The following is a 26997-nucleotide window of genomic DNA, read 5'->3' as shown; positions in this document are numbered from 1 at the left end:
GGATATTGCCCTGGATCAGGCACTGATACGCGCCTCGCTGGCCAGGCGATTGATGGCCCGCTCCAACTCTTCCAAGGCGACGGCGGCCTTGGGGTCCTGTTGCTTGAGCAGGGTTTCGCTGCGCTGGCAGGCCGCACGCAATTGCGGCACGCCGCAGTAGCGGGTGGCGCCGTGCAGGCGGTGGACCCGTTCGATCAAGGCGTTGTGATCGTTGGCCTCGCTGGCCTGGCGGATGGCTTCGCGGTCGGCTTCCAGGGACGCCAGCAGCATCGCCAGCATGTCCGCCGCCAGGTCGGCCTTGCCGGCGGCCAGGCGCAAGCCTTCTTCATGATCGAGCACCAGCAGCTCGCTGGCACCCTGGGCATCGTTGCTGCGCTCCGGCGACTGGTTGCGCAGGGCCAGGCCGGTCCACTTGAGCACCACCTGGGCCAGTTGCCGTTCGCTGATGGGTTTGGTCAGGTAGTCGTCCATACCGCTTTGCAGCAGGGCGCGCTTTTCGTTGGCCATGGCATGGGCGGTGAGGGCGACGATCGGCAGCGGCGTGCAGTGCCGCTCGCTTTCCCACTGGCGGATCGCCTCGGTGCTCTGGCGACCGTCCATGCCAGGCATCTGCACGTCCATCAACACTAGGTCGAAAGTTTCCTTCTGCACGGCCTTGACCGCCGCGTAGCCGCTTTCCACCGCCAGCACCTTGGCGCCCATGTCTTCGAGCAGGGTCTGCACCAGCAACAGGTTGGCCGGGTTGTCGTCCACGCACAGCACTTTCGGGGCGCGGCTGGAAACCGGCTCGCTGGGTTCGCTGCGGGTCGGGCGCGGGTTGACCAGGTCGGACAGCGAACGACGCAACTTGCGGGTGCAGGCCGGCTTGGCCTGCAACTGACTGTGAGGGTTGGGCACCGAGAGGTGGTACAGGGTCTGTTCGGTGGTGGGGCACAGCACGAGCACTTTGCAGCCCAGGTGCTCAAGGTCCCAGATGTGCTGGTTGAGGCGCTCCGGCGGCATGTCGTTGCTGGTGATGCCCAGCACGGCCAGATCGATCGCCTGGTCGGTCTGGTGGGCGACGGTGATGCCGTTGGTCAGGCTCTCCAGGGTGTTGAACGGCGTCACTTGCAGGCCGCAGTCTTCGAGCTGGTGCTGCAGGGCCTGGCGGGCCAGTTCATGATTCTCCAACACCGCCACGCGCCGGCCCAGCAATGGCGGGCCCGGCAGGTCCTCGGCATCGTCACGGGTCTTGGGCAGGCGCAGGCTGATCCAGAACTCCGAACCTTCGCCCGGTGTGCTGTCAACGCCGATCTCGCCACCCATTTGTTCCACCAGGCGCTTGGAAATCACCAGCCCCAGCCCGGTGCCACCCGGTTGCCGCGACAGTGAGTTGTCTGCCTGGCTGAACGCTTGGAACAGTGCCCGCACGTCCTGGCTGGACAGGCCGATGCCGGTGTCCTGGATGCTGATGCGCAACTGCACGCTGTCTTCGTGCTCGTCCTCGAGCATGGCCCGGGCGACGATGGTGCCCTCGCGGGTGAACTTGATGGCGTTGCTCACCAGGTTGGTGAGGATCTGCTTGAGGCGCAGCGGATCGCCCACCAACGACAGTGGCGTGTCCCGGTAGACCAGGCTCACCAGTTCCAACTGCTTGGCGTGAGCTGCGGGGGCGAGGATGGTCAGGGTGTCCTGCAGCAGGTCCCGCAGGTTGAACGGAATGTTGTCGAGCACCAGCTTGCCGGCCTCAATCTTCGAGAAGTCGAGGATCTCGTTAATGATCCCCAGCAGGCTGTCGGCGGATTTCTCGATGGTGCCCAGGTAGTCGAGCTGGCGCGGGGTCAGTTCGCTTTTCTGCAACAGGTGGGTAAAACCAAGGATGCCGTTGAGCGGTGTGCGGATTTCATGGCTCATGTTCGCCAGGAACTCGGATTTGATCCGGCTCGCTTCCAGCGCTTCCTTACGGGCCAGGTCCAGCTCGATGTTTTGGATCTCGATGGTTTCCAGGTTCTGGCGCACGTCTTCGGTGGCCTGGTCGATGCTGTGCTGCAATTCTTCCTGGGCGTTCTGCAAGGTGCTGGCCATGCGGTTGATGCCCGAGGCCAACTCATCCAGCTCCTGGCTGCCCAGTGGTGGCAGGCGCGTTTCCAGGTGGCCGTCCTTGAGTTGCGCCACGGCTTGCTTGATCTGGCTCAGCGGACGGTTGATCGTGCGGCCCATGCGCAAGGCCAGCAGCGCGGTCAGGCACAGGCCGGCGCCGATCAGCAACAGGCTGGCGAACAGGCTGCGATAACCGCGCAGCAACATGCCGCTGTGGGACAACTCCAGCTCGACCCAGCCCAGCAGGCGGTCGGCCTCTTCGGGGATCAGCTCGCCCGCCAGGTTGCGGTGCTTGCCGAATACCGGCAGCAGGTAGCGCGTGGCGTCATTGCCGGTGCGTTGCAGCAACTGCGCACCGTTGCCCTCCGGCGCCCGGTTGAGCATGGTCGGGCCGGCATGGGCCAGCGGCGCGCGGTCAGGGGCGAGGAAGGTCACGGCGCGCACGTCCGCCTGCTCGAGGGACTGGGTGGCGACGCGCTCCAGCAGATCGATGTCCTGGCGGCTCATGGCCGGAGCGACCAGCGGGGCCAACTGTTCGGCGATCATCTCGCCCCGTTGCAGCAACTGGGCATGCAGGTCCGCTTGCTGCATCCAAGTGAAATAGCCGCCCAGGACCAGCGCCATCAGGCTGGTCGGCAACAGGGTCAGCAACAGCACACGGCCTTTGATTCCCAGTTTCTTGAGCACACTTGTCTCCTGCATCCAGCGGTCTGATTGAACTGTGCGCGCATCCGGCGCGCACCACCTGCGCAGTGTAGCGATTTGCGGGCGGGTGATCTTTGGAAAATTCGTGTCCGCTGTGCATCGCCAGGCTCAACCCTGGAAACCCGTTTGATTCTGTTCTACCTCCCGACGCCTGTCTCCTGCCCGCTCACCCTCCCCAGTCACCAGCCACACTTCACTGACACTCAGCAACCGTGCCAATGGCTCCACCCGCTGTCGAGGTATACCCCGCGTGCTCCAGTTCGTCAGGCATTGCGGGCTGATACCGAGCACCTTGGCAAACCCTGAGGGAGAGATGCCGTACTCTTCCAATAGGTTGCGCAAGCGTTGCCCGCAAGCGCGCCGGGTGCTGGGTTGTGGATCCTTTTGTTTCGCGTCGACCATCGTTATTGCTCACATCTACTAATACGTTTAGCGGTACAACTTAGAGAACACGGAGCAAAGCCAGATACTCCTGACTGCTTGGTCATCAATACAAAAGGAAAGAGCCCACAAACAGGCAGGAGGAGTGCTTACAGACGATGCTTACAACAGAATGCATCGGCGATTTGAGCGCTAGGGTCTGTAGGAAAAGGACTGCGTGGTGTACCGAATCGACGCCACGAGCCTGAGCATTCCGCGCGCGCGAGGATCCGGTGGCGAGTGATCAAGCTCCCCCGCAAAGCAGCACACGCCTCGCTTATTCCCATAAGCCATAACCCCCTTACTTTGCGTGATATGGCCTTGCCGGGTTTGCCGGTATGATAGGCGCCCCCGCAGCCCGGATTGCGAATACGCCATGACTTTGCAGTACCCCACCATCGCCGATTGCGTCGGCAACACTCCGCTGGTCCGCTTGCAGCGCTTGCCCGGCGAGACCACCAATACGCTTTTGCTCAAGCTCGAAGGGAACAACCCGGCGGGCTCGGTCAAGGACCGGCCGGCGTTGTCGATGATCACCCGTGGTGAATTGCGCGGGCAGATCCGGCCTGGCGATACGCTGATCGAGGCGACTTCCGGCAATACCGGGATTGCCTTGGCGATGGCGGCGGCGATCAAGGGTTACAAGATGATCCTGATCATGCCCGATAACTCCAGCGCCGAGCGCAAGGCGGCGATGACGGCCTATGGCGCCGAGTTGATCCTGGTGACTCAGGAGGAGGGCATGGAAGGCGCCCGGGACCTGGCCGAGCGCATGCAGGCCGAGGGGCGTGGCAAGGTGTTGGATCAGTTCGCCAACGGCGACAATCCCGAGGCCCACTACACCACCACTGGCCCTGAGATCTGGCGCCAGACCGACGGCACGATCACCCATTTCGTCAGCTCGATGGGCACCACCGGCACCATCATGGGCACCTCGCGCTACCTGAAAGAACAGAATCCGAACGTGCAGATCATCGGCCTGCAGCCGATGGAAGGCTCGGCCATACCGGGCATTCGTCGCTGGCCCGAAGAGTATCTGCCGAAGATCTACCAGGCCGACCGCGTGGACCGCATCATCGACATGGCCCAGAGCGAAGCCGAGGACGTGACCCGTCGCCTGGCGCGTGAAGAAGGCATCTTCTGCGGCGTGTCTTCGGGCGGTGCCGTGGCGGGGATGCTGCGCCTGTCCAAGGAAGTGGAGCATGCGGTGATCGTCGCGATTATCTGTGACCGTGGCGACCGTTACCTGTCGACCGGCATTTTCGACGCGCCTAACTGATGGCCAAGCAAGAGAGAGGCCTGCGCTTCCAGCCCAGCGGCGGAAGCCGGGCCCCGCAAGTGCCCACCGGTAAAAAGCAGCGCTTGACCATTGAACGCCTGGCCAACGATGGCCGGGGCATTGCGTTTGTCGACGGGCGGACCTGGTTCGTCATCGGTGCCCTGGCCGGTGAAGAGGTCGAGGCGCGGGTGCTCGGTGCCCATGGCAAAGTGGTCGAGGCGCGCACCGAGCGTGTGTTCCTGCCCAGTGAACTGCGCCGACCAGCGCCGTGTGTCCATGCCGGTCGTTGCGGCGGATGCAGCGTCCAGCATTTGCCCCATGACGAACAACTCGCCCTGAAACAGCGCATGCTCGCCGAGCAGTTGTCGCGCGTGGCTGGGGTTGAGCCGCAAGAATGGGCCGCGCCGTTGAGCGGGCCTGAATTCGGTTACCGACGTCGCGCCCGGGTGGCGGTGCGTTGGGACCAGAAAGCGAAAAAGCTCGAAGTGGGTTTCCGCGCCGTCGCAAGCCAGGACATTGTCGCCATCGGTGATTGCCCGGTGCTGGTACAGCCCTTGCAGCCGATCATGAGCCGCCTGCCGGAGATGCTGCGACGCTTGAGCAAACCCCAGGCGCTGGGGCATGTGGAATTGTTCGCCGGTTCGTCCCTCGCGGTATTGCTGCGCCATATGGCGCCGCTGTCGGAGGCCGACCTGACGATCCTCAAGGATTTCTGCGCGTTTCATGAGGCCCAGTTGTGGCTGCACGGTGAAGGTGAGCCGCAACCGGTCGAACCCGGACAGGCGCTGGGGTTTCGCCTGGATGCCTGGGACCTTGAGCTGGCGTACCGGCCCGGGGATTTCATCCAGGTGAACGCCGGCGTCAACGAGGCGATGATCGCCCAAGCGTTGCAATGGTTGGCGCCCCGCCCCGAAGAGCGGGTGCTGGATCTGTTTTGCGGCTTGGGCAACTTTGCCTTGCCGCTGGCCAAGAACGTGCGCCAGGTGGTGGCTGTCGAAGGCGTGCAAACCATGGTGGACCGCGCGGCGGCCAATGCCGTCAGCAACAATTTGAATAACACTGCCTTTTTTCAGGCCGATTTATCCCAGCCTCTGGCGGATGCCGAATGGATCGGCGAAGGCTTTTCTGCGGTACTCTTGGACCCACCCCGTGACGGTGCTTTCGAGGTGGTGCGCAAGCTGTCGTCCCTGGGGGCCAAACGGTTGGTTTATGTATCGTGCAACCCGGCAACTTTGGCCCGGGATACGGTCGAACTGATCAAGCAGGGCTACCGGTTAAAACGTGCCGGGATTCTCGATATGTTTCCTCAAACGGCGCATGTCGAGGCCATGGCGTTATTTGAAGCGAGCCAGGATGGCTTGTCCGACTGACCCGTTCGTGCCAACCCGCCACAGCCCTGGGCGGAAACACGGACAGCGAAGGTCAGCGAAGTTGACGCATTGAATCTGCGTCGTAGGGAAGGTAAGTAAAGATGGTACAGGTGAGAGCACACCAGCCGATCAACACCGACGGCAGTATCAATCTCGAGGCTTGGCTCGATCATGCGGTCAGCGTCGACATGGCACTGGATCGCGAAGCCTTGAAGGCCGCCTGCGAGTTTGCGCGCGAGGCGGAACAGCAACACAACGCGGCGAAGAACCTCTGGTCCGAAGGCACCTCGAGTTTCCAGACGGGCCTGGAGATCGCCGAAATTCTCGCTGACCTCAAGCTCGACCAGGACTCCCTGGTAGCGGCGGTGCTGTACCGCGGCGTGCGCGAAGGGCAGATCCAGCTACCGGTGGTCAGCCAGCGCTTCGGCACCGTGGTGGCCAAGTTGATCGACGGCGTGCTGCGCATGGCGGCCATCAGTGCCAGCCTCAGCCCGCGCCAGTCCATGGTGCTGGGCACCCAGGGCCAGGTGGAAAACCTGCGCAAGATGCTGGTGGCGATGGTCGACGACGTGCGCGTCGCGCTGATCAAGCTGGCCGAACGCACCTGTGCGATCCGCGCGGTGAAGTCCGCCGATGACGAAAAGCGCAATCGCGTCGCCCGGGAGGTGTTCGACATCTATGCGCCCCTGGCCCACCGTCTCGGCATCGGTCACATCAAGTGGGAGCTGGAGGACCTGTCCTTCCGCTACCTGGAACCCGATCAATACAAACAGATCGCCAAGCTGTTGCATGAGCGGCGGCTGGATCGCGAGCGCTTCATCACCGACGTGATGACCCAGTTGCGCGAAGAATTGCAGGCCACCGGCGTCGAAGCCGACATCAGTGGCCGGGCCAAGCACATTTACTCGATCTGGCGAAAAATGCAGCGCAAGGGCCTGGAATTCAGCCAGATCTATGACGTTCGCGCCGTTCGCGTACTGGTCCCGGAAATGCGCGACTGCTACACCGCGCTGGGGATCGTCCACACCTTGTGGCGGCACATTCCGAAGGAGTTCGACGACTACATCGCCAACCCCAAGGAAAACGGCTATCGCTCGCTGCACACCGCGGTGATCGGTCCCGAGGGCAAGGTCCTGGAAGTGCAGATCCGCACCCACGCCATGCACGAGGAAGCCGAGCTGGGCGTCTGCGCCCACTGGAAATACAAGGGCACCGACGTCAAGTCCGGGTCCAACCACTACGAAGAGAAAATCTCCTGGCTGCGCCAGGTGCTCGAATGGCATGAGGAACTGGGCGACATCGGTGGCCTGGCTGAACAGCTGCGCGTCGACATCGAGCCGGACCGGGTCTACATCTTCACCCCCGACGGCCACGCCATCGACCTGCCCAAGGGCGCGACACCGCTGGACTTCGCCTACCGCGTCCACACCGAGATCGGCCACAACTGCCGTGGCGCCAAGATCAACGGGCGGATCGTGCCGCTCAACTACAGTCTGCAGACCGGTGAACAGGTCGAGATCATCACCAGCAAGCACGGTACGCCGAGCCGCGACTGGCTGAACCCGAACCTGGGGTACATCACTACATCCCGGGCGCGGGCGAAAATCGTCCACTGGTTCAAATTGCAGGCCCGCGACCAGAACGTCGCCGCCGGCAAGACCCTGCTCGAGCGTGAACTCGGTCGCCTGGGCCTGCCGCAGGTGGATTTCGACAAGCTGGCCGAAAAAGCCAACATGAAGACCGCCGAGGACATGTTTGCCGCGCTGGGTGCTGGCGATCTGCGCCTGGCGCAGTTGGTCAACCTGGCCCAGCAACTGGTGGAGCCGGAGCGGGGCAACGAGCAATTGGAGCTGATCCCGCGCAAGGCCACCGGCTACAAGCCGGGCAAGCGCGGCGATATCCAGATCCAGGGCGTGGGCAACCTGATGACCCAGATGGCCGGTTGCTGCCAGCCATTGCCGGGGGATGCGATTGTCGGCTACATCACCCAGGGGCGCGGCGTGAGCATTCACCGCCAGGACTGCGCTTCGGTGCTGCAACTGGCCGGTCGCGAGCCGGAGCGAATCATCCAGGTCAGCTGGGGCCCGGTGCCGGTGCTCACCTACCCGGTGGACATCGTCATCCGCGCCTACGACCGATCCGGTCTGCTGCGTGACGTGTCCCAGGTGTTGCTGAACGAGCGGATCAACGTGCTGGCGGTGAACACGCGTTCGAACAAGGAAGACAACACCGCGCTGATGTCCCTGACCATCGAGATTCCGGGGCTGGATGCGCTGGGACGGTTGCTGGGGCGGATCTCCCAGTTGCCGAACATCATCGAGACCCGGCGTAACCGGACGCCGGGCTAAAGGTCAGGCACAGTCCAACAATGTGGGAGCAAGCTTGCTCGCGATTGCGGTTTATCAGGCGCATCAAGGTGATCTGACACACTGCAATCGCGAGCAAGCTCGCTCCCACAGGGTTTTTTGTCATGGGATGAATTGATGTACAGCCTCGAAGACCTGCTCCATCTGATGAATCGCCTGCGGGACCCGCAGTACGGCTGCCCGTGGGACATCAAGCAAACCTACGCCACCATCGTCCCCCATACCCTGGAAGAAGCCTACGAAGTGGCCGACGCGATCGAGCGCGGCGATTTCGATCACTTGCAGGGGGAGTTGGGCGACCTGTTGTTCCAGGTGGTGTACTACAGCCAGTTGGCCCGGGAAGAAAACCGCTTCGAATTCGCCGGCGTGGTCGACAGCATCACCCGCAAGTTGATTCGCCGTCATCCCCATGTGTTTCCTACCGGTGACCTGTATGCGCCCGTGGACATCCCGCGCCTGAACGAAGACCAGGTCAAGCAGCGCTGGGAGGAAATCAAGGCAGAGGAACGGGCTGAGAAGGCCACGGCGCCCGAGCAATTGTCGCTGCTCGACGATGTACCGTCGGCGTTGCCGGCGCTGTCCCGTTCGGCGAAGTTGCAAAAGCGTGCCGGCCAGGTCGGTTTCGATTGGCCGGGGCCCTTGCCGGTGCTCGACAAAGTCCGGGAGGAACTGGATGAAGTGCTCGAAGCCATGGCTGACAACGATCCGGTGGCCATCAGCGACGAGATCGGCGATCTGCTGTTCAGCGTGGTGAACCTGGCGCGCCACCTCAAGGTCGACCCGGAAACCGCGCTGCGCGACGCCAACGGGAAATTCGAGCGACGCTTCCGATTTATCGAACAGGCATTGCGCGACACCCATCGCCCAATGGAAGATTGCACCCTCGAAGAGTTGGACGCCTTGTGGGGCGAAGCCAAACGTCAGGAAAAGAATTTGCCCAGCTGTGGCTGAGGCCGTTGCCTAAGTGAGTAAGCACCATGAGCCTTTCCCTTCGCGACCAGTTGCTCAAAGCAGGGCTGGTCAACCAAAAGCAGGCCAAGCAGGTCGGCAAAGAGAAACAGAAGCAGCAACGCCTGGCCCATAAAGGCCAGATCGAACTGGATGATTCCCAGCAGCGCGCAGCGCAGGAAGCCATGGCCGAAAAGGTCAAGCGCGACCAGGAACTCAACCGGCAGCAGCAGGAAAAGGTCGAGCAGAAGGCCCGGGCCGCGCAGATCAAGCAATTGATCGAAGTCTCGCGCCTGCCGAAGCTGACTACCGAGGACTACTACAACTTCGTCGACGACAAGAAGGTCAAGCGCATCTCGGTCAATACGTTGATGCGCAACAAGTTGAGCAGTGGCTCCCTGGCGATCGTCCACCACGCCGGTGGCTACGAAGTGATCCCGCGCGAGGCCGCCCTGAAAATCCAGGAGCGCGACCCCAAGCGCATTGTCCAGCTCAACACCCAGACCGAAGAAGTGGATGCCGATGATCCGTACGCGGCGTATCAGATTCCTGATGATTTGATGTGGTAAGCAGGGCGCAATGCCGTTGAGTTGAAGCACAAAACCTGTGGGCGCGAGCTTGCTCGCGATGGCGGTCTATCAGTGACAGAGATGTTGGCTGATGCCCCGCTATCGCGAGCAAGCTCGCTCCCACAGGTGTTTTGTGTGGTTCAGGATTGCGCGGTCTCCCGCGAACGCTGCCGCTCCTCGCGCTCCAGCTCAGCCCTGTAGCTATGGGCGTCCGTCTCGGAATGGAACATCCCTACCAGCAAATCCTGTTGATGCACGTCCCAGATCCGGATACCGGCGGCAATGCCTTCGTGGGACATGTGGGCGTCGTCGCGTTCAGTTACTTTCACAGTCATCTTGCAAGCTCCAATCTCTGTTATCTGCAGCAAGGCGTGTGCAGGACTTTGTTATAGGTTTGGATAGCGTGCTAAGTAAATGCCCCGGTTCGTTAAGAAGATTTCATGGGAAGTGCAACAATCCTGCAGGCCTGGCGGTGCGCGGCATTCGGTCGCAGGTGGCGTTCATGAAGAAGGTTTCATGTTGCCAGGCGTGAGCGCAAATAAAACCTGTGGGAGCGAGCTTGCTCGCGATAGCAGTGTGTCAGTTGATAGTGGAGTTGGCTGATCCGGCGCTATCGCGAGCAAGCTCGCTCCCACAGGGTCATTGGGTGGTCATGAAGTCTTGGCAAATAAAAAGCCCCGCATCGGCGGGGCTTGTTGTTATTGTCGTCGATCAGCTGCCCTTCACAGCCTTGCCGTTGACCGTACCGTCCTGGAGCATGATGTTGTACTCCTTGCCGTCGGTCTCGACCTGTTGCAGGCGCACCAGCAGGTAGTCCCAGTCCTTGGCGAACCAGAGCACGGTGATGCGCTTGCTTTGTGTCGGGTCGCGCACGCGCTCGACCTTGATCGCATCGATCTGGCCGGCCTTGGTGTCGACCTTCTCCGAGCCCAGGACGCGGAAGTCATAGGTATCGATCTCGCCATCGTCCACGACCTGGTAGCTCATGCTTTTCTTGCCGGCGGCCACGTCATGCTGCAGGGCCAACTGGTAAGTGGATTTGTCGACCATGCCACGGTTGAGCGGCAGCTTGACTGCGTCACCGCGATCGGTGCCGGTGACCATCTTGGTGTTCCAGTCGAAGTCCAGGTCGGCCTTCTTGGCCTTGCCCAGGCCACCGCGTTCGAAGTGGTAGGACTGTGGCAGCAGGGTGTCCTTGTCCAGGGTCAGGGTACTTTCTTCGGTCAGGCTGGCGATCATCATCGAAGCCTTGAAGCTCAGCTTCCAGGTGCCGTTGGCTTCCTTGGTCAGGCTGCGCTCGGCAGTGCCGCTCATGGGCAGCTGCTTCCAGTCGGCGGTGTAGCTGGCGGAGAACGGTTGAAGGTCTGCGGCCTGTGCCAGGGGCAAGGCAAGCAGAGCGCAAGCGAAGAGCAGGGCGCGACGCATAAAATCTCCTAGTATCGAATCAAATGGCCGCTGGCGGCGAGCAACTGGCCGTCCAGTGAGGCACCGCGATCGTCGAGGGTCAGCCTTCCTTCGGCAAACCAACGCACGGCCATCGGGTAGATCTGGTGCTCGCGGGCGTGAACCCGTTGCGCCAGGCTTTGCGGCGTGTCGTGCAACTCTACCGGTATTACTGCCTGTACGACCAGTGGTCCGCCATCGAGTTCCTCGGTGACGAAGTGCACAGAGCAGCCGTGCTCAGTGTCTCCGGCCTCCAGTGCGCGCTGGTGAGTGTGTAACCCTTTGTATTTGGGCAGCAGCGACGGGTGGATATTGAACAGGCGGCCCTGGTAGTGACGCACGAAGCCAGCGCTGAGGATGCGCATGAAACCAGCGAGTACGACCAGTTGCGGATTGAAGGTGTCGATCTGTTCGATCAGCGCGGCGTCGAAGGCTTCGCGGCCCTCGAACGCCTTGTGATCCAGGACGCGGGTGTCGATGCCTGCGTCCTTGGCACGTTGCAGGCCGTAGGCATCGGCGCGGTTGGAAATCACCGCGCGGATCCGGACCGGGCTTTCGCCGACCCGCGTGCTGTCGATCAAGGCCTGCAAGTTACTGCCGGTGCCGGACAGCAGCACCACCACGTCACAGGTTGCGGACATCAGTGCGCCTTAAGGTTTTGCAGCTCGACTTGTGCAGCGCCTTCCGCCGCGGTGGCGATCTGGCCGATGACCCAAGGCTGCTCGCCGGCTTCACGCAGGACGTTCAGGGCGGTCTCGACGTGCTCCTGAGCCACGCAGATGACCATGCCCACGCCGCAGTTCAGCACGCGGTGCATTTCGGTTTCATCGACGTTGCCTTTCTCTTGCAGCCAGTCGAACACGGCCGGGCGGGTCCAGCTCGCCACGTCGACCACGGCCTGGGCGCCTTTTGGCAGCACGCGCGGGATGTTGTCCAGCAGGCCACCGCCGGTGATGTGGGCCATGGCCTTGACGGCGCCGGTGTCTTTGATCAGCTTGAGCAGCGGCTTGACGTAGATACGGGTCGGGGCCATCAGCAGGTCGGCCAGCGGCTTGCCGTCGAGCTGGGTGTTTTCAATGTCGGCACCCGAGACTTCGATGATCTTGCGGATCAGCGAGTAGCCGTTGGAGTGCGGGCCGGAGGACGGCAGGGCGAGCAAGGCATCGCCGGCGGCGACTTTCGAGCCGTCGATGATCTCGGCTTTCTCCACGACGCCGACGCAGAAGCCGGCCAGGTCGTAGTCTTCGCCTTCGTACATGCCGGGCATTTCAGCGGTTTCGCCGCCGACCAGGGAGCAGCCGGACAGTTCGCAGCCGGCGCCGATGCCGGTCACGACCTGGGCGGCGGTGTCGACGTTCAGTTTGCCGGTGGCGTAGTAGTCAAGGAAGAACAGCGGCTCGGCGCCGCAGACCACCAGGTCGTTCACGCACATGGCCACCAGGTCGATGCCGATGCTGTCGTGCTTGTTCAGGTTCAGAGCCAGGCGCAGCTTGGTGCCGACGCCATCGGTGCCGGAGACCAGGACCGGTTGCTTGTAGCCGGCCGGGATCTCGCAGAGGGCGCCGAAACCGCCCAGGCCGCCCATGACTTCCGGACGCGCAGTGCGCTTGGCGACGCTCTTGATGCGTTCGACCAATGCTTCACCGGCGTCGATGTCTACACCGGCGTCCTTGTAGCTCAGGGAGGGTTGCTTGCTCATGATCCAGGCCTTTAGGGGGGATTTCTGGGTAACGACCGACGCCGGGGCCATTGAATAACCGTTGTACGAATTATTCCGGGAGCCCAGCCATTGCCGGTCTGCGAAGGCGCGCGATTTTATCAGGCTTGAGGGGCAGCGGCCATCCTCGCGCCGACGGGCAGGGACATAATCCACGGAAAAAAACCGATATTTCTTATATTGGTACTGCGCAACGCCTCTGTATAAGGTGTAGCGGTAACCGGTTATGGTGACGATCGTGCGAAACTTCCACCGGGCGTGTGAATGTTTTGCCGGGTGCTGTGGTCACAGCCATGCTCAATCTTCTTCACACGGCCTGTTCCAGCCGTTATGTCCGGGAATCTTCCATGCGTTTGTTCAAATTCTTGTCCGTGGGCTGCTTGTCGCTGATCAGCCTGGCGAGCCATGCCGAAACCGTCAATGGCCTTTATCAAGTGCTCGAACCGGTCGCCAGCCAGACGCCGGAGGAGCGCAACCAGGCGACGCTGCGCGCCCTGGATACGTTGGTGCTGCGCCTGACCGGCGACGCCAAGGCGGCCCAGAATCCCGGGTTGGCGGCCATCCGCCAGGACCCGCAACAGATCATTCTTCAATATGGCTACGACGCCGGCCCGCCGGAAAGCCTCAAGGTGGACTTCGACCCGGCGAGCACCGACCGGGCACTGCGCTCGGCAGGCTTGTCGCTGTGGAGCGCGAACCGACCGTCGATCCTCGGTTGGTGGCTGAACGACTCGGCCGAAGGCTCCAGCCTGGTGGGCGATGGCCAGGCCAGCGCCACGCCGCTGCGGCGTGCTGCGCAGCATCGGGGCCTGGCACTGCACCTGCCGCTGGCGGATTTGAGCGAGCAGATTGTTGCCACCGCGCCGAACCTGGAAGGCAGCGACCCGGCACCTTTGCGTGATGCTTCGGAGCGCTACGCGACGGACGCCTTGCTGGCGGTCCATGCCAAGGAGGAGGGCGGACAGTGGCAAGGCACCTGGCGCCTGTGGCTGGGAGACCAGCGCGAACAGGGTACCGCCCAGGGCGCAAATCCTGCGGCCCTGGCCGATGCGGTCATGCTCGCGGTGAGCCAGCGCCTGGCGCCGCGTTTCGTCGCCAAGCCGGGCGTGGCCACCGAGCAACTGCTGGAAGTGCAGGGCATGAACCTGGAGCGTTATGCGGCGCTGGGGCGTTTGCTCGAACCGTTCGGTGGGCAGTTGCAGCGGGTCGAAGGGGATCGGATCGTCTATAAGGTCAACGGCAGCGCCGAGCAACTGAAGGCGCAATTGGCCCTGGCAAAATTGCAGGAAATTCCAGCAGGCGAGGCTGTAGCGCCGGTGCCTGAAGCGCCGCCCGCAGCCGATGGCTCGGTTCCGGTTGCAACACCTGCGCCTGCACCGGCCGCCAACTTGCGGTTCCGCTGGTAGGTTGTCTTTCTTTATATAGCTAGGAGTGGTTCATGGGCGATACGCGGCGTTGGTTCTGGTTGGGTGGGGTCGCCCTGCTGTTCGCGTTTATCTATCTGCTGCACCCGATCCTCACGCCGTTCCTGGTTGCGTTGCTGTTGGCCTACCTGTTCGACCCGGTGGTGGATCGCCTGGAAAAACTCGGCCTGTCGCGGACATGGGGCGTGGTGACGGTCTTTGCATTGTTCACCTTGATCGTGGTCGCTTTGTTGCTGGTGCTGATCCCGATGCTCGCCAAGCAACTGCTGCGCTTGTACGAATTGGCGCCGCAGATGCTCGACTGGTTGCAGCACAGCGCGGTGCCGTGGGTGCAATCGAAACTGGGGTTGGCCGACGGCTTCTGGAAGTTCGACAAGGTCAAGGCCGCTATCAGCGAGCACATGGGCCAGACCACCGACATTGTCGGCGTGGTGTTGAGCCAGGCCACGGCTTCGAGCCTGGCGCTGATCGGCTGGCTGGCGAACCTGGTGCTGATTCCCGTAGTGGCCTTCTATCTGCTGCGGGACTGGGACTTGATGATGGCGAAGATTCGCAGCCTGCTGCCGCGTCATCGCGAAGAACGCATCATGACCCTGACCGGCGAATGCCATGAAGTGCTGGGGGCGTTCGTGCGCGGGCAACTGCTGGTGATGGTGGCCCTGGGTTTCATCTATGCGGCAGGGCTGATGCTGGTCGGACTGGAACTGGGACTGTTGATTGGCTTGATCGCCGGACTGGCGGCCATCGTCCCGTACATGGGCTTTGTGATCGGTATTGGCGCGGCATTGGTCGCCGGGTTGTTCCAGTTCGGCGGCGACTTGTACCCGATGGTTGGCATCGTGGCGGTGTTCATGGTCGGGCAGGCCTTGGAGGGCATGGTACTGACGCCGCTGTTGGTGGGCGACCGCATTGGCCTGCATCCGGTGGCGGTGATCTTTGCGATCCTGGCGGGGGGCGAGTTGTTCGGCTTCACCGGGGTCCTGCTGGCGCTACCGGTGGCGGCGGTGATCATGGTGCTGGTGCGGCATATGCATGATCTGTACAAGGATTCAGATATCTACAGTGGCGTCGAAGACCCCGACCTATAGGGCAAATCACGGGGCGGAGCGTCAGGGAAACTGACGCTCCGCGCCCTTGTCGCTGCAAACCTTTGATTTTGCTCGTGGTCCGGCGCATTGTGCGGTCCGCGTCACGGGTATAAACTTTGCGCACTTTACACAGAGGCCACTAACGGTTCCCGAGGAACTGTTCAGTCAGCATGAAACCGATTCAGCTGCCCCTAGGTGTGCGTCTGCGTGATGACGCCACCTTTATCAATTACTACCCAGGCGCCAATGCCGCTGCACTCGGCTATGTCGAGCGGCTTTGCGAAGCCGACGCCGGCTGGACCGAAAGCCTGATCTATCTATGGGGCAAGGACGGGGTAGGGCGCACGCACCTGTTGCAGGCCGCGTGCCTGCGGTTCGAGCAACTGGGCGAACCGGCGGTGTACCTGCCATTGGCCGAGTTGCTTGATCGCGGCGTTGAAATCCTCGACAACCTTGAACAGTACGAACTGGTGTGCCTGGACGATCTCCAGGCCGTGGCCGGCAAGGCTGACTGGGAAGAGGCGCTGTTCCATCTGTTCAATCGACTGCGCGACAGCGGTCGACGCTTGCTGATCGCCGCCTCGACCTCGCCTCGGGAGCTGCCGGTGAAGCTGGCGGACCTCAAGTCACGTCTGACCCTGGCGCTGATTTTCCAGATGCGCCCGCTGTCCGACGAAGACAAACTCCGTGCCCTGCAGCTGCGCGCTTCCCGTCGCGGCCTGCACCTGACCGACGAAGTCGGGCATTTCATCCTCACCCGCGGCACCCGTAGCATGAGCGCATTGTTCGAGCTGCTCGAACGCCTCGACCAGGCTTCGCTCCAGGCCCAGCGCAAGCTGACTATTCCTTTTTTGAAAGAAACCCTGGGCTGGTAGAATCGGTCCGAATGGTGGCTCTTGGCCTGCTTTGGGCATGGCGAAACCCGCGGTCCTGCTGGGCGGCAGGCCACATGACGTTCAAAATGGGCTTAAGCGCTTAGATGTAAACGTAAAACCGAGAAGTCACATTTGCATCGATTGAATTTGCAAATGAGGTTGATAGAAGGCATAGTCTCGCCATCTTTACTACTTCAGCCACGGTCGTGCCCATGCTAAATCGCTTCGCACCCCTCGTGCCTCTCGCACTCGTTACCCTGTTGTTCGGTTGCGCTGCCCACACTCCGGTGTCCCAGCAAGCGCCCCAGCCACAGGTCCAGAACTCTGTTACTGCCCAGTCTTCCTCCGTTGCGTTCCAGGAAGAAATGGCGTCCGACAAAGAACTCGCAGCCTTCGCCGGCAGCAAGCCTTACCAGCTTCCAGTACTGGCTGACAGTATCCTGGAACGCGGCATGTCGTTGATCGGTACCCGCTACCGTTTTGGCGGTACCTCTGAAGCCGGCTTCGATTGCAGCGGTTTCATCGGTTACCTGTTCCGGGAGGAGGCCGGCATGAACCTGCCGCGTTCCACTCGCGAAATGATCAACGTGAACGCCCCCCTGGTAGCACGCAACCAGCTGGAGCCCGGTGACCTGCTGTTCTTCAGCACCAACGGTCGTCGTGGTCGCGTCAGCCATGCCGGTATCTACCTGGGCGACAACCAGTTCATCCATTCCAGCAGCCGCCGCAGCGGTGGCGTGCGGATCGACAGCCTGGGCGACAGCTACTGGAACAAGACCTTCATAGAAGCCAAGCGAGCCCTCGCCATGGCACCGACTGTGGTCACTGCTCGCAAGTAAGCACACAGTTTGTAAGGCAAACTTAAAGTCTTACTTGAAGTTTGCCATATAGCCGCTAGAATCCTTGATCATTGATTGATGGCAATCCGCCTGCGTACTCCGCAGGCGGATTTGTTTTCATGCCCACGGCAGAAAAGCCGCATCCAGATCAGGATTGTTCTGCATATGTCGACGTCGGCCCGCCTCGCGCTCATTTTCCTCGCCGCACTGCTCAGTGCATGTGCCAGCCGTACCCCGCCGCCAGCACCCGTGCGGGCACCGGTGGTTTTTGCTCCCGCGCAAACCTTTTCCCCAGCGGCTGAAGATGTATTGTTTCGGGCCCTGGGCCTGGTGGGCACGCCTTATCGTTGGGGCGGCAACACGCCGGATTCGGGCTTCGATTGCAGTGGCTTGATCGGTTATGTATACCGCGACGCCGCCGGCATTGCCTTGCCACGGTCCACGCGGGAAATGATCAGCATGCGGGCGCCAGAAGTGGGTAAGGACGCGTTGCAGAGCGGTGACCTGGTGTTCTTCGCCACCAATGGCGGTTCCCAGGTCAGCCACGCCGGGATCTATGTCGGCGAAGGGCGTTTTGTCCACGCGCCGGCGACGGGTGGCACGGTCAAGCTCGACAGCCTGTCCAAGGCTTATTGGCAGAGGGCCTATCTGGGCGCCAAGCGTGTGCTGCAACCGGAGCACCTGGCGCGCAATCCCTGACGATTGAGTTTTTGCGCCGCAGGAGCGCTCTTGTGGTGAGGGAGCTTGCTCCCGCTGGGTTGCGCAGCAGCCCCAAGCTTTTAGCGGTTGCTACGCAACCGAGCGGGAGCAAGCTCCCTCGCCACGGGGATCGGTTTCAGCCCTGTTTTTTCGACACCCGCCAAATCTTGTTCCCCACATCATCAGCCACCAACAACCCCCCCTGCTTGTCGATCACCACGCCCACTGGCCGGCCTTGGGCTTTTTCGTCGGCGTCCAAGAAACCAGTCAGCACATCCACCGGTTGTCCCACCGGTTTGCCGTCGTTGAACGGTACGAAAATCACTTTATAGCCACTGTGGGGCTTACGGTTCCAGGAACCGTGCTGGCCGATGAAAGCCCCTTCGGTAAACGGGGCGGGCAGGGTGCTGCCCTCGGCGAAGGTCAGGCCCAATGAGGCCGTGTGCGGTCCGACGGCGTAGTCCGGGGCGATGGCCTTCGCCACCAGGGCAGGGTTCTGCGGTTCGACCCGGGCATCGACGTTTTGCCCGTAATAGCTATAAGGCCAGCCATAAAAGGCGCCGTCCTTGACCGAGGTGATGTAGTCCGGCACCAGATCGCTGCCGATCTCGTCCCGCTCGTTCACCGCCGTCCAGAGCGCACCACTGCGCGGTTCCCAAGCCAGGCCGTTGGGGTTGCGCAGGCCTGAGGCGAAAATCCGGTGCTTGCCGCTGGCACGGTCCACTTCCCAAATGGCGGCGCGACCTTCCTCGGCCTCCATGCCATTTTCCCCGACGTTGCTGTTTGAGCCAGTGGTGACGTACAGCTTGCTGCCGTCGCGGCTGGCAATCACATTTTTAGTCCAATGGTGGTTGAGGGTGCCGCCGGGTAGATCGACGACCTTGGTTGGCTGTGCATTGATTTGCGTGTCACCCTCTTTGTAGGGGAAGCGAATCAACCGGTCGGTATCGGCCACATACAGGTCATTGCCCACCAGGGTCATGCCGAACGGTGAGTTGAGGTTTTCCAGGAACACCGTACGGGTTTCGGCGATGCCGTCGTGGTTGGCGTCGCGTAACAGCGTGATGCGATTGGGGCTGGGCACCCCGGCACCGGCGCGGCCCATGACTTTTTTCATCACCCACCCACGGATGCCCTTGGAATCGTCCGGCTTGGGCGGGGCATTGGTTTCGGCCACCAGCACATCGCCATTGGGCAACACATAGAGCCAGCGCGGATGGTCCAGCCCTTCCGCGAAGGCGCCGACTTGCAGGCCTTGGGCCGGGGTTGGCTTGGCGCCTTGCGGCCAGCCGATGGCTTCGGCGATGTTGACGGTGGGGATCAGGGTCTTGTTCGGTTCGGGCAGTTTCGGCGCAGGGCCAGTGCCGTCGGAGACTTGCAAAGTGGACGATTCGCCACAAGCGACAAGCCCGGCGGCAAGGGCGACGATCAGAAGGTGAGGTGGCTTGAGCATGCTGGCGTCCCTATGAATGCATGTGGTTATTCATAGAGGAGCGTAGACGCGCGATGGTTCAACTGTGGGTAGGCCATCCCGCCAGCCAGGTCCCTGTGATTTTGTGATTGCTGAAAATCCACTGTGGGAGCGAGCTTGCTCGCGATGGCGGTGCATCAGCCTGTGTTGATGTTGACTGGCACACCGCTATCGCGAGCAAGCTCGCTCCCACATGAGGTCACCTCGCGGTTTCTTGCTGAACGAATCAACCATGGGCCTGCTTGAACAGCACCGCGATACCAGGATGGTACTGCCCGGCTTCGTTGCGCAATTTGCGATAGGCGTAAGGGAAGTACCAGGCCACGGCGCAGGTATTTTCTTTCTGCAGGTCGTCGATCATGTCCTGCAGCTCTTCGGGCGTGGCGCTTTGCTGGGCTTTTTGCGGCGAGACGAACAGGCAGCCCAGCTTCAGGTCGCTGGCGTAGCTGATGCGCTTGGCATCGCTGGTGGCTTCGAGCAGCGGTTGGGTCAGGTTCAGGTTGTTGACCTTGGGCCAGCGTTGGGTGGCCTGGATGAAGGCGCGTTCCTCCGTGCTGGCGATGAACAGGTCGGCGCTGACGTTACGTTCGCCTTCTTCGTTCTGCTTGCGGGTCGGGGCGTTCTGCAGCGTGACCATTTCGGCCATCCAGGCAGCGGCCGACAGCAAGCCAAGGTTGGCCCGTTCATCGAACCAGTAGGGCGTGTCGTTATCGCCGCGCACGGCGTTGTAGCGGTCGATACAATCAAACCAGCGTTCCAGCAGCGGGCGCAGGAATTCCAGCTTTGGATTGCTGATGAGCATGCCTTGCATGTTTTTGCCCTCTTGTTCTTGTGATATCGGGTCGTGATGCCTATTTGATATCACTTGCCGTAGCGTGGCACAAGATTGACGTCACTTTATTGATCGTGGCCAATGTTCCGTGCACGAGCCATGGCGGCTTTAATTGACGCTCCACCCCCAACCCTCTAACCTTCGCCGCTTGTTTCAGGTGCTCTGTGACCGCGTTCGACAGAGTGAAACAGGGAAGCCGGTGAGTGCACACGAACCCGGCGCTGCCCCCGCAACGGTAAATGAGTCAACGCTGCGTACAGGCCACTGTGTCGGATGACATGGGAAGGCGCGCAGCCAGGCACCACGCCGCTCATGAGCCCGGAGACCGGCCTGATCCATCCAACGGCATCACGGTGGGCGATGCCAGGCTTGTTGCCGTCTTTTTTGTGCCCGCCCGCCGTTATCCAATCCCCTGCGGAGGCTTCCCCATGACCGACTCCCTCATCACCGATACGTCTGATCGCGACGAACGCCACCTGGCGCGCATGCTGCGCAAGAAAGCCGTGATCGACGAGCGCATCGCCAACTCGCCGAACGAATGCGGCTTGCTGCTGGTGCTGACCGGTAACGGCAAGGGCAAGAGCAGTTCTGCGTTTGGCATGCTGGCCAGGGCCATGGGCCACGGCATGCAGTGCGGCGTGGTGCAATTCATCAAGGGCCGCAACAGCACCGGTGAAGAGCTGTTTTTCCGTCGCTTCCCGGAGCAGGTGCGCTTTCACGTCATGGGCGAAGGTTTCACCTGGGAAACCCAGGACCGCCAGCGCGACATCGCCGCCGCTGAAGCCGCCTGGGCCGTATCCCGCCAATTACTCAATGACCCGTCCATTGGCCTGGTAGTGCTCGACGAGTTGAACATTGCCCTCAAGCACGGCTACCTCGACCTCGACCAGGTGCTGAGCGATCTACAGGCTCGTCCGCCGATGCAGCATGTGGTCGTGACCGGTCGCGGCGCCAAGCCCGAGATGATCGAGCTGGCCGACACCGTGACCGAAATGGGCATGATCAAGCACGCGTTCCAGGCGGGCATCAAGGCGCAAAAAGGCGTCGAACTGTGAGCGATGCGGCCATGACCCGCCACTGTCCGGCGGTGCTGATCGCAGCGCCAGCCTCGGGCCAAGGCAAGACCACCGTCACCGCAGCGCTCGCCCGGTTGCATCGTAACCAGGGCCGCAAGGTGCGCGTGTTCAAATGCGGCCCGGACTTTCTCGACCCGATGATCCTGGAGCGGGCCAGCGGCGCGCCGGTCTATCAATTGGACATGTGGATGGTGGGCGAGCAGGAAAGTCGCCGGTTGCTATGGGAAGCCGCTGCTGAAGCGGACCTGATCCTCATCGAAGGGGTGATGGGGCTGTTTGACGGCACCCCGTCCAGCGCCGACCTGGCGCGGCATTTTGGCGTGCCGGTGCTGGCGGTGATCGACGGCACGGCCATGGCCCAGACCTTCGGTGCCCTGGCCTTGGGCCTGGCCCGTTATCAACCGGACCTGCCATTCGCCGGGGTCTTGGCCAACCGGGTCGGCACCTTGCGCCACGCGCAATTGCTCGAAGGCAGCCTGACCGAAGGCCTGCGTTGGTACGGCGCGCTGTCCCGGGAAACCGGCATCGAATTGCCCAGCCGTCATCTCGGCTTGGTCCAGGCCAGCGAGTTGAACGACTTGGACGCGCGCCTCGACGCGGCCGCCGATGCCCTGGCCGGCAGTTGCGAAGTGACACTGCCGCCCGCCGTAGCGTTCGCCGCGCCCGAGGTGGTCGCCGTTGAGCCGTGGCTCGATGGGGTGCGCATCGCCGTGGCCCGTGACGAAGCGTTCGCCTTCACCTATGGCGCCAGCCTTGATCTGCTGCGGGCCATGGGCGCGCAGTTGCGCTTCTTTTCGCCGATCCATGACGGCGAACTGCCCGAGGCGGACAGCCTTTATTTGCCCGGCGGTTATCCGGAGCTGCACCACGTTGCGCTGGCCCGGAATGCGCCGATGCTGGCCGCGATCCGTGCGCACCATGCCGCCAATAAGCCGCTGCTCGCCGAATGCGGCGGTATGTTGTATCTGCTCGATTCACTGACCCACGTCGACGGCGTGCGCGCCGAACTCCTGGGGTTGCTGTCCGGCGATGCGCAGATGCAAAAGCGCTTGGCGGCCCTGGCGTTGCAATCGGTGGATTTGCCGGAAGGCAACCTGCGTGGGCATACCTACCATCACTCCCTGACCAGCACCGAGCTCGAGCCGATTGCCCGTGGCCACAGCCCGAATGGTGGGCGAGGGGCGGAGGCGGTGTTCCGACAGGGGCGGATGACGGCTTCCTATGTGCATTTTTATTTTCCGTCCAATCCGCGGGCGATTGCGGCGTTGTTTGCGCCTGACCTTGAGGCCGCTATCGCGAGCAAGCTCGCTCCCACAGGGGACCCAGTGAGCTCAAGTGCATCGCTAGCCCAAGGGGACCAAGTGATCTCAAGTGCACCGCTAGCCCAAGGGGACCCAGTGAGCTCAAGTGCATCGCTAGCCCAAGGGGACCCAGTGATCTCAAGTGCATCGCTAGCCCAAGGGGACCCAGTGATCTCAAGTGCATCGCTAGCCCAAGGGGACCCAGTGATCTCAAGTGCACCGCTAGCCCAAGGGGACCCAGTGATCTCAAGTGCAACGCTAGCCAATGTGGGAGCGAGCTTGCTCGCGAAGAGGCCATGACTGACAACGCCTTTACCCAGGCCGAACGCGACGCCGTCTACCGCGCCATCGCCGAGCGCCGCGACATGCGCCATTTCAGCGGTGGCACGGTGGAGCCGGCCTTGCTGCGCCGTCTGCTGGAAGCCGCGCACCAGGCCCCCAGCGTCGGCCTGATGCAGCCATGGCGATTCATCCGCATCAGCGATCGCGCCTTGCGTGGGCAGATCCGCCAACGGGTGGAAGAAGAACGCATCCGTACCGCCGAGGCCCTCGGCGAGCGCAGCGACGAGTTCATGAAGCTCAAGGTCGAAGGCATCGACGACTGCGCCGAAGTGCTGGTGGCGGCCTTGATGGAGGATCGCGAGCGGCACATCTTCGGTCGCCGGACCTTGCCGGAAATGGACCTGGCCTCGCTGTCCTGCGCGATCCAGAACCTGTGGCTGGCCTCCCGTGCCGAAGGGTTGGGGATGGGCTGGGTGTCGTTGTTCGAGCCCCAGGCCCTGGCCGACCTGCTGGGGTTGCCCGCCGGGGCCAAGCCGCTGGCGATTCTTTGCCTGGGCCCGGTCGAGGGTTTCTACCCGGCGCCGATGCTCGCCCTGGAAGGGTGGGCGCAACCCCGTCCGCTCCATGAACTGCTGTATGAAAACCGTTGGGGAACGCGCCCATGAGTGTGGCCTTGCTCAGTGCCGCCGCGGTGGCGCTGGATGCGCTGCTGGGCGAGCCCCGGCGCTGGCACCCGCTGGTGGCGTTCGGCGGTTTTGCCGATCGCATCGAACAACGCTTCAACGCCGGCGGACGCGGCTGGCGCAGCCACGGCGTGACGGCGTGGGTCATCGCGGTGGTGCCGTTGACCCTGCTCGCCACGGCCTTGTCGTGGGCGCCGATGGTGGGCTGGTTGGTGGAAATCCTGGCGTTGTACTGTGCCCTCGGCCTGCGCAGCCTCGGTGAACATGTCGAGCCGGTGGCGCGGGCGCTGCGCAGCGGTGATCTGGACGAGGCACGCAAGCGTGTCGGTTACCTGGTCAGTCGCGAGACGGCTGAACTGGATGAAACCGCCGTGGCCCGCGCCGCCACCGAATCGGTGCTGGAAAACGGCAGCGACGCGGTGTTCGCCGCGTTGTTCTGGTTCGCCGTGGCCGGCGCGCCGGGTGTGGTTTTGTACCGCCTGAGCAATACCCTCGACGCCATGTGGGGCTATCGCAACGAACGCTTCGAGCGCTTCGGCTGGGCGGCGGCCAAGATCGACGATGGGCTCAACTACATTCCGGCGCGCCTGGTGGCATTGACCTACGCGCTGCTTGGTAAAACTCGCCTGGCGCTCAGATGCTGGCGCACCCAGGGCCCGACCTGGGACAGCCCCAACGCCGGGCCGGTGATGGCCGCCGGGGCTGGAGCGCTGGGGGTCGAGTTGGGCGGGGCGGCGGTTTACCACGGTGAGCTGCACCAACGTCCGCCTTTGGGCGAAGGCGTGCCGGCGAGTGCCGATTCCATTGATCGCGGCTGGCAATTGGTCCAGCGCGGGGTATGGTTGTGGTTGCTGATTCTCTGCCTGGGAGCTGAGTTCTATGCTTGAGCACGGCGGGCGCTTGCGCAACGTAGCCCGGCAATACGGCATTGCCGAGGCCGATTGGCTCGACTTGTCCAGCGGCCTCGCGCCTTGGCCGTTCGATGTCCCGGCGATTCCCTTGCGGGCCTGGGCGCGCCTGCCGGAAACCGATGACGGCTTGGAACAGGCCGCCTGCGATTACTACGGTGCGTTGGACGTGCTGCCGGTGGCCGGTTCGCAGATGGCCATCCAGCTGTTGCCGCGCCTGCGCCGCAGCGGCAAGGTCGGCGTCCTGTCGCCCTGTTACGCCGAGCACGCCGAAGCCTGGCGCCGTAGCGGCTATATCGTGCGCGAGGTGCTGGAGGCGGAAGTGGATTTCTTCCTCGACAGCCTCGACGTGCTGGTGGTGGTCAATCCGAACAACCCCACGGGCCTGAGCCTGGCCCCGGAGCGCTTGCTGGACTGGCATGCCCGCCTGGCCCAGCGCGGTGGCTGGCTGGTAGTAGATGAAGCGTTCATGGACGTCACCCCGGCGCTGAGCCTGGCGGCGCATACCCAGTTGGTCGGGTTGATCGTGCTGCGTTCGTTCGGCAAGTTCTTTGGCCTGGCCGGGGTGCGCCTGGGGTTTGTCTTGGCTGAGCGGCGCTTGCTCAAGTTGCTCGCCGAACAAGTCGGGCCGTGGGTCGTCAGCGGGCCGACCCGGGTGCTGGGCCAGGCGTGCTTGCTGGACACCGACGCCCATGCGCGCCAGCGTCAACGCTGCGAAGCCACCAGCCAACGCCTGGCGCTGTTGCTCGAACGTCACGGCTTCAAGCCTCAGGGCGGTTGCGGATTGTTCCAATGGCTGGTCACCGAACAGGCCCAAGGGCTCCACGATTTCATGGCCCAGCGCGGCATTCTCCTGCGTCTGTTTGTGAATACCAGTAGCCTGCGCTTTGGGCTGCCGGCCGATGACAGCGAATTCCTGCGCCTCGAACAGGCTTTCGAGGCCTACGCCAAGGACAACCGATGACCACAGTGATGGTGCAGGGCACCACGTCCGATGCCGGAAAAAGTACCTTGGTCACGGCTTTGTGCCGCTGGGTCAGGCGCCAGGGTGTCGGTGTGGTGCCGTTCAAGCCACAGAACATGGCCCTCAACAGTGCCGTGACCGCCGACGGCGGCGAAATCGGCCGGGCCCAGGCGGTGCAGGCCCAAGCTGCCGGTCTCGAACCGCACACCGACATGAACCCGGTGCTGCTCAAGCCCAACAGCGATACTGGCGCCCAGGTCATCATTCATGGCCGCGCCGTCACGACCATGAACGCCGTGGCTTATCACGACTACAAAGCCATCGCAATGCAAGCGGTGCTGGCCTCTCATGCGCGCTTGAGCACGGCCTATCCGGTGGTGATGGTGGAAGGCGCCGGCTCGCCGGCGGAGATCAACCTGCGCGCTGGTGACATTGCCAACATGGGCTTTGCCGAGGCGGTGGATTGCCCGGTGCTGCTGATCGCCGATATCAATCGTGGCGGGGTGTTCGCTCATCTGGTGGGCACGCTGGAGCTGCTTTCCCCCAGCGAGCAGGCACGGGTCAAGGGTTTCATCATCAACCGTTTTCGCGGCGACATCGCCTTGCTGCAACCGGGCCTGGACTGGTTGGAAGCGCGCACTGGCAAGCCGGTGATCGGCGTGTTGCCCTACGTGATGGATCTGCACCTGGAAGCCGAGGACGGCCTCGACCGGCGCCAGATCGACAAGGCCGAGCAGGTGCTGAAAGTGGTGGTGCCGGTCTTGCCGCGCATCAGTAACCACACCGATTTCGATCCGCTGCGCTTGCACCCGCAGGTTGACTTGCAATTCATCGGCCCCGGCCAGCCGATCCCGCCGGCTGACCTGATCATCCTGCCCGGTTCGAAAAGCGTGCGCAGCGACCTGGCCTACCTGCGTACCAACGGTTGGGCGACGGCGATCCATCGTCACCTGCGCTACGGCGGCAAGCTGCTGGGCATCTGCGGCGGTTTGCAGATGCTCGGCCAGCAGGTCCACGACCCGCTGGGGCTGGAAGGCGCGGCCGGGTCCAGTGCCGGGTTGGGCCTGTTGGATTTTGAAACGACCCTGGAACACGAGAAGCAGTTGCGCAATGTGCGCGGGCGGCTGGCGTTGGAAGCGGCTGAGGTCAGCGGCTACGAAATCCACGCGGGCGTGACCAGCGGCCCGGCCTTGGAAAATCCGGCGGTGCATCTGGAGGACGGCCGTTGTGACGGTGCCCAGAGCCTCGACGGACAGGTGTTCGGCACCTACCTGCATGGGGTGTTCGAGTCGCCGGCGGCCAGTTGCGCGTTGTTGCGTTGGGCGGGGTTGCAGGATGTGCAGGCGGTGGACTACCACGGGTTGCGCGAGCGAGACATTGAGCGGCTGGCGGATCTGGTGGAGCGGTATCTGGATACCGGGATGTTGCGTGAACTCTGTGGGATCTAGGGGGGTGTACTTGCCTCATCGCGAGCAAGCTCGCTCCCACATTGGATCTCTGATAACCACAGCATTCATGTACACCCTGGATCAACTGTGGGAGCGAGCCTGCTCGCGAAGAGGCCGGCCGCAACACCGCCAATAAAAGATACCCAATGTTCCAGCATCGGATCTGCGGGTATACATAAGTCCCCTGTGGGAGCGAGCTTGCTCGCGATGG

At 62.6% G+C, this 26997-nt stretch carries 22 protein-coding genes, 1 pseudogene and 1 riboswitch; of the genes and pseudogenes, 16 read left to right on the top strand and 7 right to left on the bottom strand.

Going from position 1 to position 26997, the window contains the following annotated elements; translation table 11 throughout:
- Positions 1–15 precede the first annotated feature (15 nt).
- Entirely contained in the window at positions 16–2766 is a 2751-nt protein-coding gene (locus tag ACLH0I_RS22140; RefSeq protein ID WP_250964193.1) for a response regulator, read from the bottom strand.
- A gap of 814 nt (positions 2767–3580) precedes the next feature.
- Between ACLH0I_RS22140 and cysM the strand changes: the two genes are divergently transcribed.
- From cysM to ACLH0I_RS22115, 5 genes are all read left to right on the top strand, one after another.
- A complete protein-coding gene (gene cysM, locus ACLH0I_RS22135) occupies positions 3581–4483 on the top strand; it encodes a cysteine synthase CysM (RefSeq protein WP_250964192.1) in 903 nt (300 codons plus the stop codon).
- A complete protein-coding gene (rlmD, locus tag ACLH0I_RS22130) occupies positions 4483–5853 on the top strand; it encodes a 23S rRNA (uracil(1939)-C(5))-methyltransferase RlmD (protein WP_411385393.1) in 1371 nt (456 codons plus the stop codon). Before cysM ends, rlmD begins: the two co-directional genes overlap by 1 nt.
- 101 nt (positions 5854–5954) lie before the next feature.
- Positions 5955–8201, top strand: coding sequence for a GTP diphosphokinase (relA, locus tag ACLH0I_RS22125; protein WP_014339754.1), 2247 nt, complete (start codon positions 5955–5957; stop codon positions 8199–8201).
- A 135-nt stretch (positions 8202–8336) separates the two neighbouring features.
- Positions 8337–9170, top strand: a complete 834-nt coding sequence (gene mazG / locus ACLH0I_RS22120; RefSeq protein ID WP_411385392.1) for a nucleoside triphosphate pyrophosphohydrolase — start codon at positions 8337–8339, stop codon at positions 9168–9170.
- Positions 9171–9196: 26 nt separating this feature from the next.
- Complete coding sequence (locus tag ACLH0I_RS22115; RefSeq protein ID WP_053124301.1) at positions 9197–9736, top strand: DUF2058 domain-containing protein; 540 nt, start codon at positions 9197–9199, stop codon at positions 9734–9736.
- 140 nt (positions 9737–9876) lie between these two features.
- Here the strand turns inward: ACLH0I_RS22115 and ACLH0I_RS22110 are convergent, their stop codons facing one another.
- The 4 genes from ACLH0I_RS22110 to purM all read right to left on the bottom strand — a co-directional run bounded on the left by ACLH0I_RS22110 (position 9877) and on the right by purM (position 12878).
- Positions 9877–10071 carry a hypothetical protein gene (locus ACLH0I_RS22110; RefSeq protein WP_186707017.1) on the bottom strand — a complete coding sequence of 65 codons (195 nt, stop codon included), beginning with the start codon at positions 10069–10071 and terminating at the stop codon, positions 9877–9879.
- Between the two features lie 376 nt (positions 10072–10447).
- Complete coding sequence (locus ACLH0I_RS22105) at positions 10448–11161, bottom strand: DUF3108 domain-containing protein (RefSeq protein WP_186707016.1); 714 nt, start codon at positions 11159–11161, stop codon at positions 10448–10450.
- Between the two features lie 8 nt (positions 11162–11169).
- On the bottom strand, positions 11170–11820 hold the full coding sequence (gene purN / locus ACLH0I_RS22100) for a phosphoribosylglycinamide formyltransferase (protein ID WP_411385391.1): 651 nt from the start codon (positions 11818–11820) through the stop codon (positions 11170–11172).
- Entirely contained in the window at positions 11820–12878 is a 1059-nt protein-coding gene (gene purM / locus ACLH0I_RS22095) for a phosphoribosylformylglycinamidine cyclo-ligase (RefSeq protein ID WP_186728786.1), read from the bottom strand. Before purM ends, purN begins: the two co-directional genes overlap by 1 nt.
- 365 nt (positions 12879–13243) lie before the next feature.
- On the opposite strand from purM, the gene ACLH0I_RS22090 reads away from it, so the two are divergent.
- The 5 genes from ACLH0I_RS22090 to ACLH0I_RS22070 all read left to right on the top strand — a co-directional run bounded on the left by ACLH0I_RS22090 (position 13244) and on the right by ACLH0I_RS22070 (position 17821).
- A complete protein-coding gene (locus ACLH0I_RS22090; protein WP_411385390.1) occupies positions 13244–14302 on the top strand; it encodes a DUF2066 domain-containing protein in 1059 nt (352 codons plus the stop codon).
- Positions 14303–14334: 32 nt separating this feature from the next.
- On the top strand, positions 14335–15408 hold the full coding sequence (locus ACLH0I_RS22085; protein WP_186707013.1) for an AI-2E family transporter: 1074 nt from the start codon (positions 14335–14337) through the stop codon (positions 15406–15408).
- Between the two features lie 170 nt (positions 15409–15578).
- Positions 15579–16283: a DnaA regulatory inactivator Hda gene (gene hda / locus ACLH0I_RS22080; RefSeq protein WP_003178999.1), complete on the top strand. Its 705-nt coding sequence runs from the start codon at positions 15579–15581 to the stop codon at positions 16281–16283.
- A 212-nt stretch (positions 16284–16495) separates the two neighbouring features.
- Entirely contained in the window at positions 16496–17122 is a 627-nt protein-coding gene (locus ACLH0I_RS22075) for a C40 family peptidase (RefSeq protein WP_411385389.1), read from the top strand.
- A 165-nt stretch (positions 17123–17287) separates the two neighbouring features.
- Positions 17288–17821 carry a C40 family peptidase gene (locus tag ACLH0I_RS22070; protein ID WP_250964185.1) on the top strand — a complete coding sequence of 178 codons (534 nt, stop codon included), beginning with the start codon at positions 17288–17290 and terminating at the stop codon, positions 17819–17821.
- A 136-nt stretch (positions 17822–17957) separates the two neighbouring features.
- Here the strand turns inward: ACLH0I_RS22070 and ACLH0I_RS22065 are convergent, their stop codons facing one another.
- Both ACLH0I_RS22065 and ACLH0I_RS22060 read right to left on the bottom strand, forming a co-directional pair.
- Complete coding sequence (locus ACLH0I_RS22065) at positions 17958–19274, bottom strand: PQQ-dependent sugar dehydrogenase (protein WP_411385388.1); 1317 nt, start codon at positions 19272–19274, stop codon at positions 17958–17960.
- A gap of 244 nt (positions 19275–19518) precedes the next feature.
- Positions 19519–20103: a hypothetical protein gene (locus tag ACLH0I_RS22060; RefSeq protein ID WP_186707009.1), complete on the bottom strand. Its 585-nt coding sequence runs from the start codon at positions 20101–20103 to the stop codon at positions 19519–19521.
- Between the two features lie 159 nt (positions 20104–20262).
- Positions 20263–20473, top strand: a riboswitch (cobalamin riboswitch).
- Between the two features lie 79 nt (positions 20474–20552).
- Here ACLH0I_RS22060 and cobO point away from each other — a divergent pair.
- From cobO to ACLH0I_RS22030, 6 genes and pseudogenes are all read left to right on the top strand, one after another.
- Positions 20553–21179 (top strand): cob(I)yrinic acid a,c-diamide adenosyltransferase, encoded by a 627-nt coding sequence (gene cobO, locus ACLH0I_RS22055; protein WP_284739158.1) that lies wholly within the window; start codon positions 20553–20555, stop codon positions 21177–21179.
- A gap of 11 nt (positions 21180–21190) precedes the next feature.
- Positions 21191–22537 (top strand): annotated as a pseudogene (locus tag ACLH0I_RS22050) (cobyrinate a,c-diamide synthase); the annotation flags it as partial.
- 260 nt (positions 22538–22797) lie between these two features.
- A complete protein-coding gene (bluB, locus tag ACLH0I_RS22045; RefSeq protein WP_411385387.1) occupies positions 22798–23448 on the top strand; it encodes a 5,6-dimethylbenzimidazole synthase in 651 nt (216 codons plus the stop codon).
- Positions 23445–24353, top strand: a complete 909-nt coding sequence (gene cbiB / locus ACLH0I_RS22040) for an adenosylcobinamide-phosphate synthase CbiB (RefSeq protein WP_411385386.1) — start codon at positions 23445–23447, stop codon at positions 24351–24353. The genes bluB and cbiB overlap by 4 nt, the downstream gene beginning before the upstream one ends.
- Entirely contained in the window at positions 24346–25338 is a 993-nt protein-coding gene (cobD, locus tag ACLH0I_RS22035; protein WP_411385385.1) for a threonine-phosphate decarboxylase CobD, read from the top strand. Before cbiB ends, cobD begins: the two co-directional genes overlap by 8 nt.
- Complete coding sequence (locus ACLH0I_RS22030; protein WP_250964178.1) at positions 25335–26786, top strand: cobyric acid synthase; 1452 nt, start codon at positions 25335–25337, stop codon at positions 26784–26786. Before cobD ends, ACLH0I_RS22030 begins: the two co-directional genes overlap by 4 nt.
- Positions 26787–26997: the final 211 nt, after the last annotated feature.

Origin of the sequence: Pseudomonas sp. MPB03 (genome assembly GCF_046605385.1) — a bacterium.
Lineage (GTDB): Bacteria > Pseudomonadota > Gammaproteobacteria > Pseudomonadales > Pseudomonadaceae > Aquipseudomonas > Aquipseudomonas zanjanensis.
This window is presented reverse-complemented; position numbering and strand designations above follow the sequence as displayed.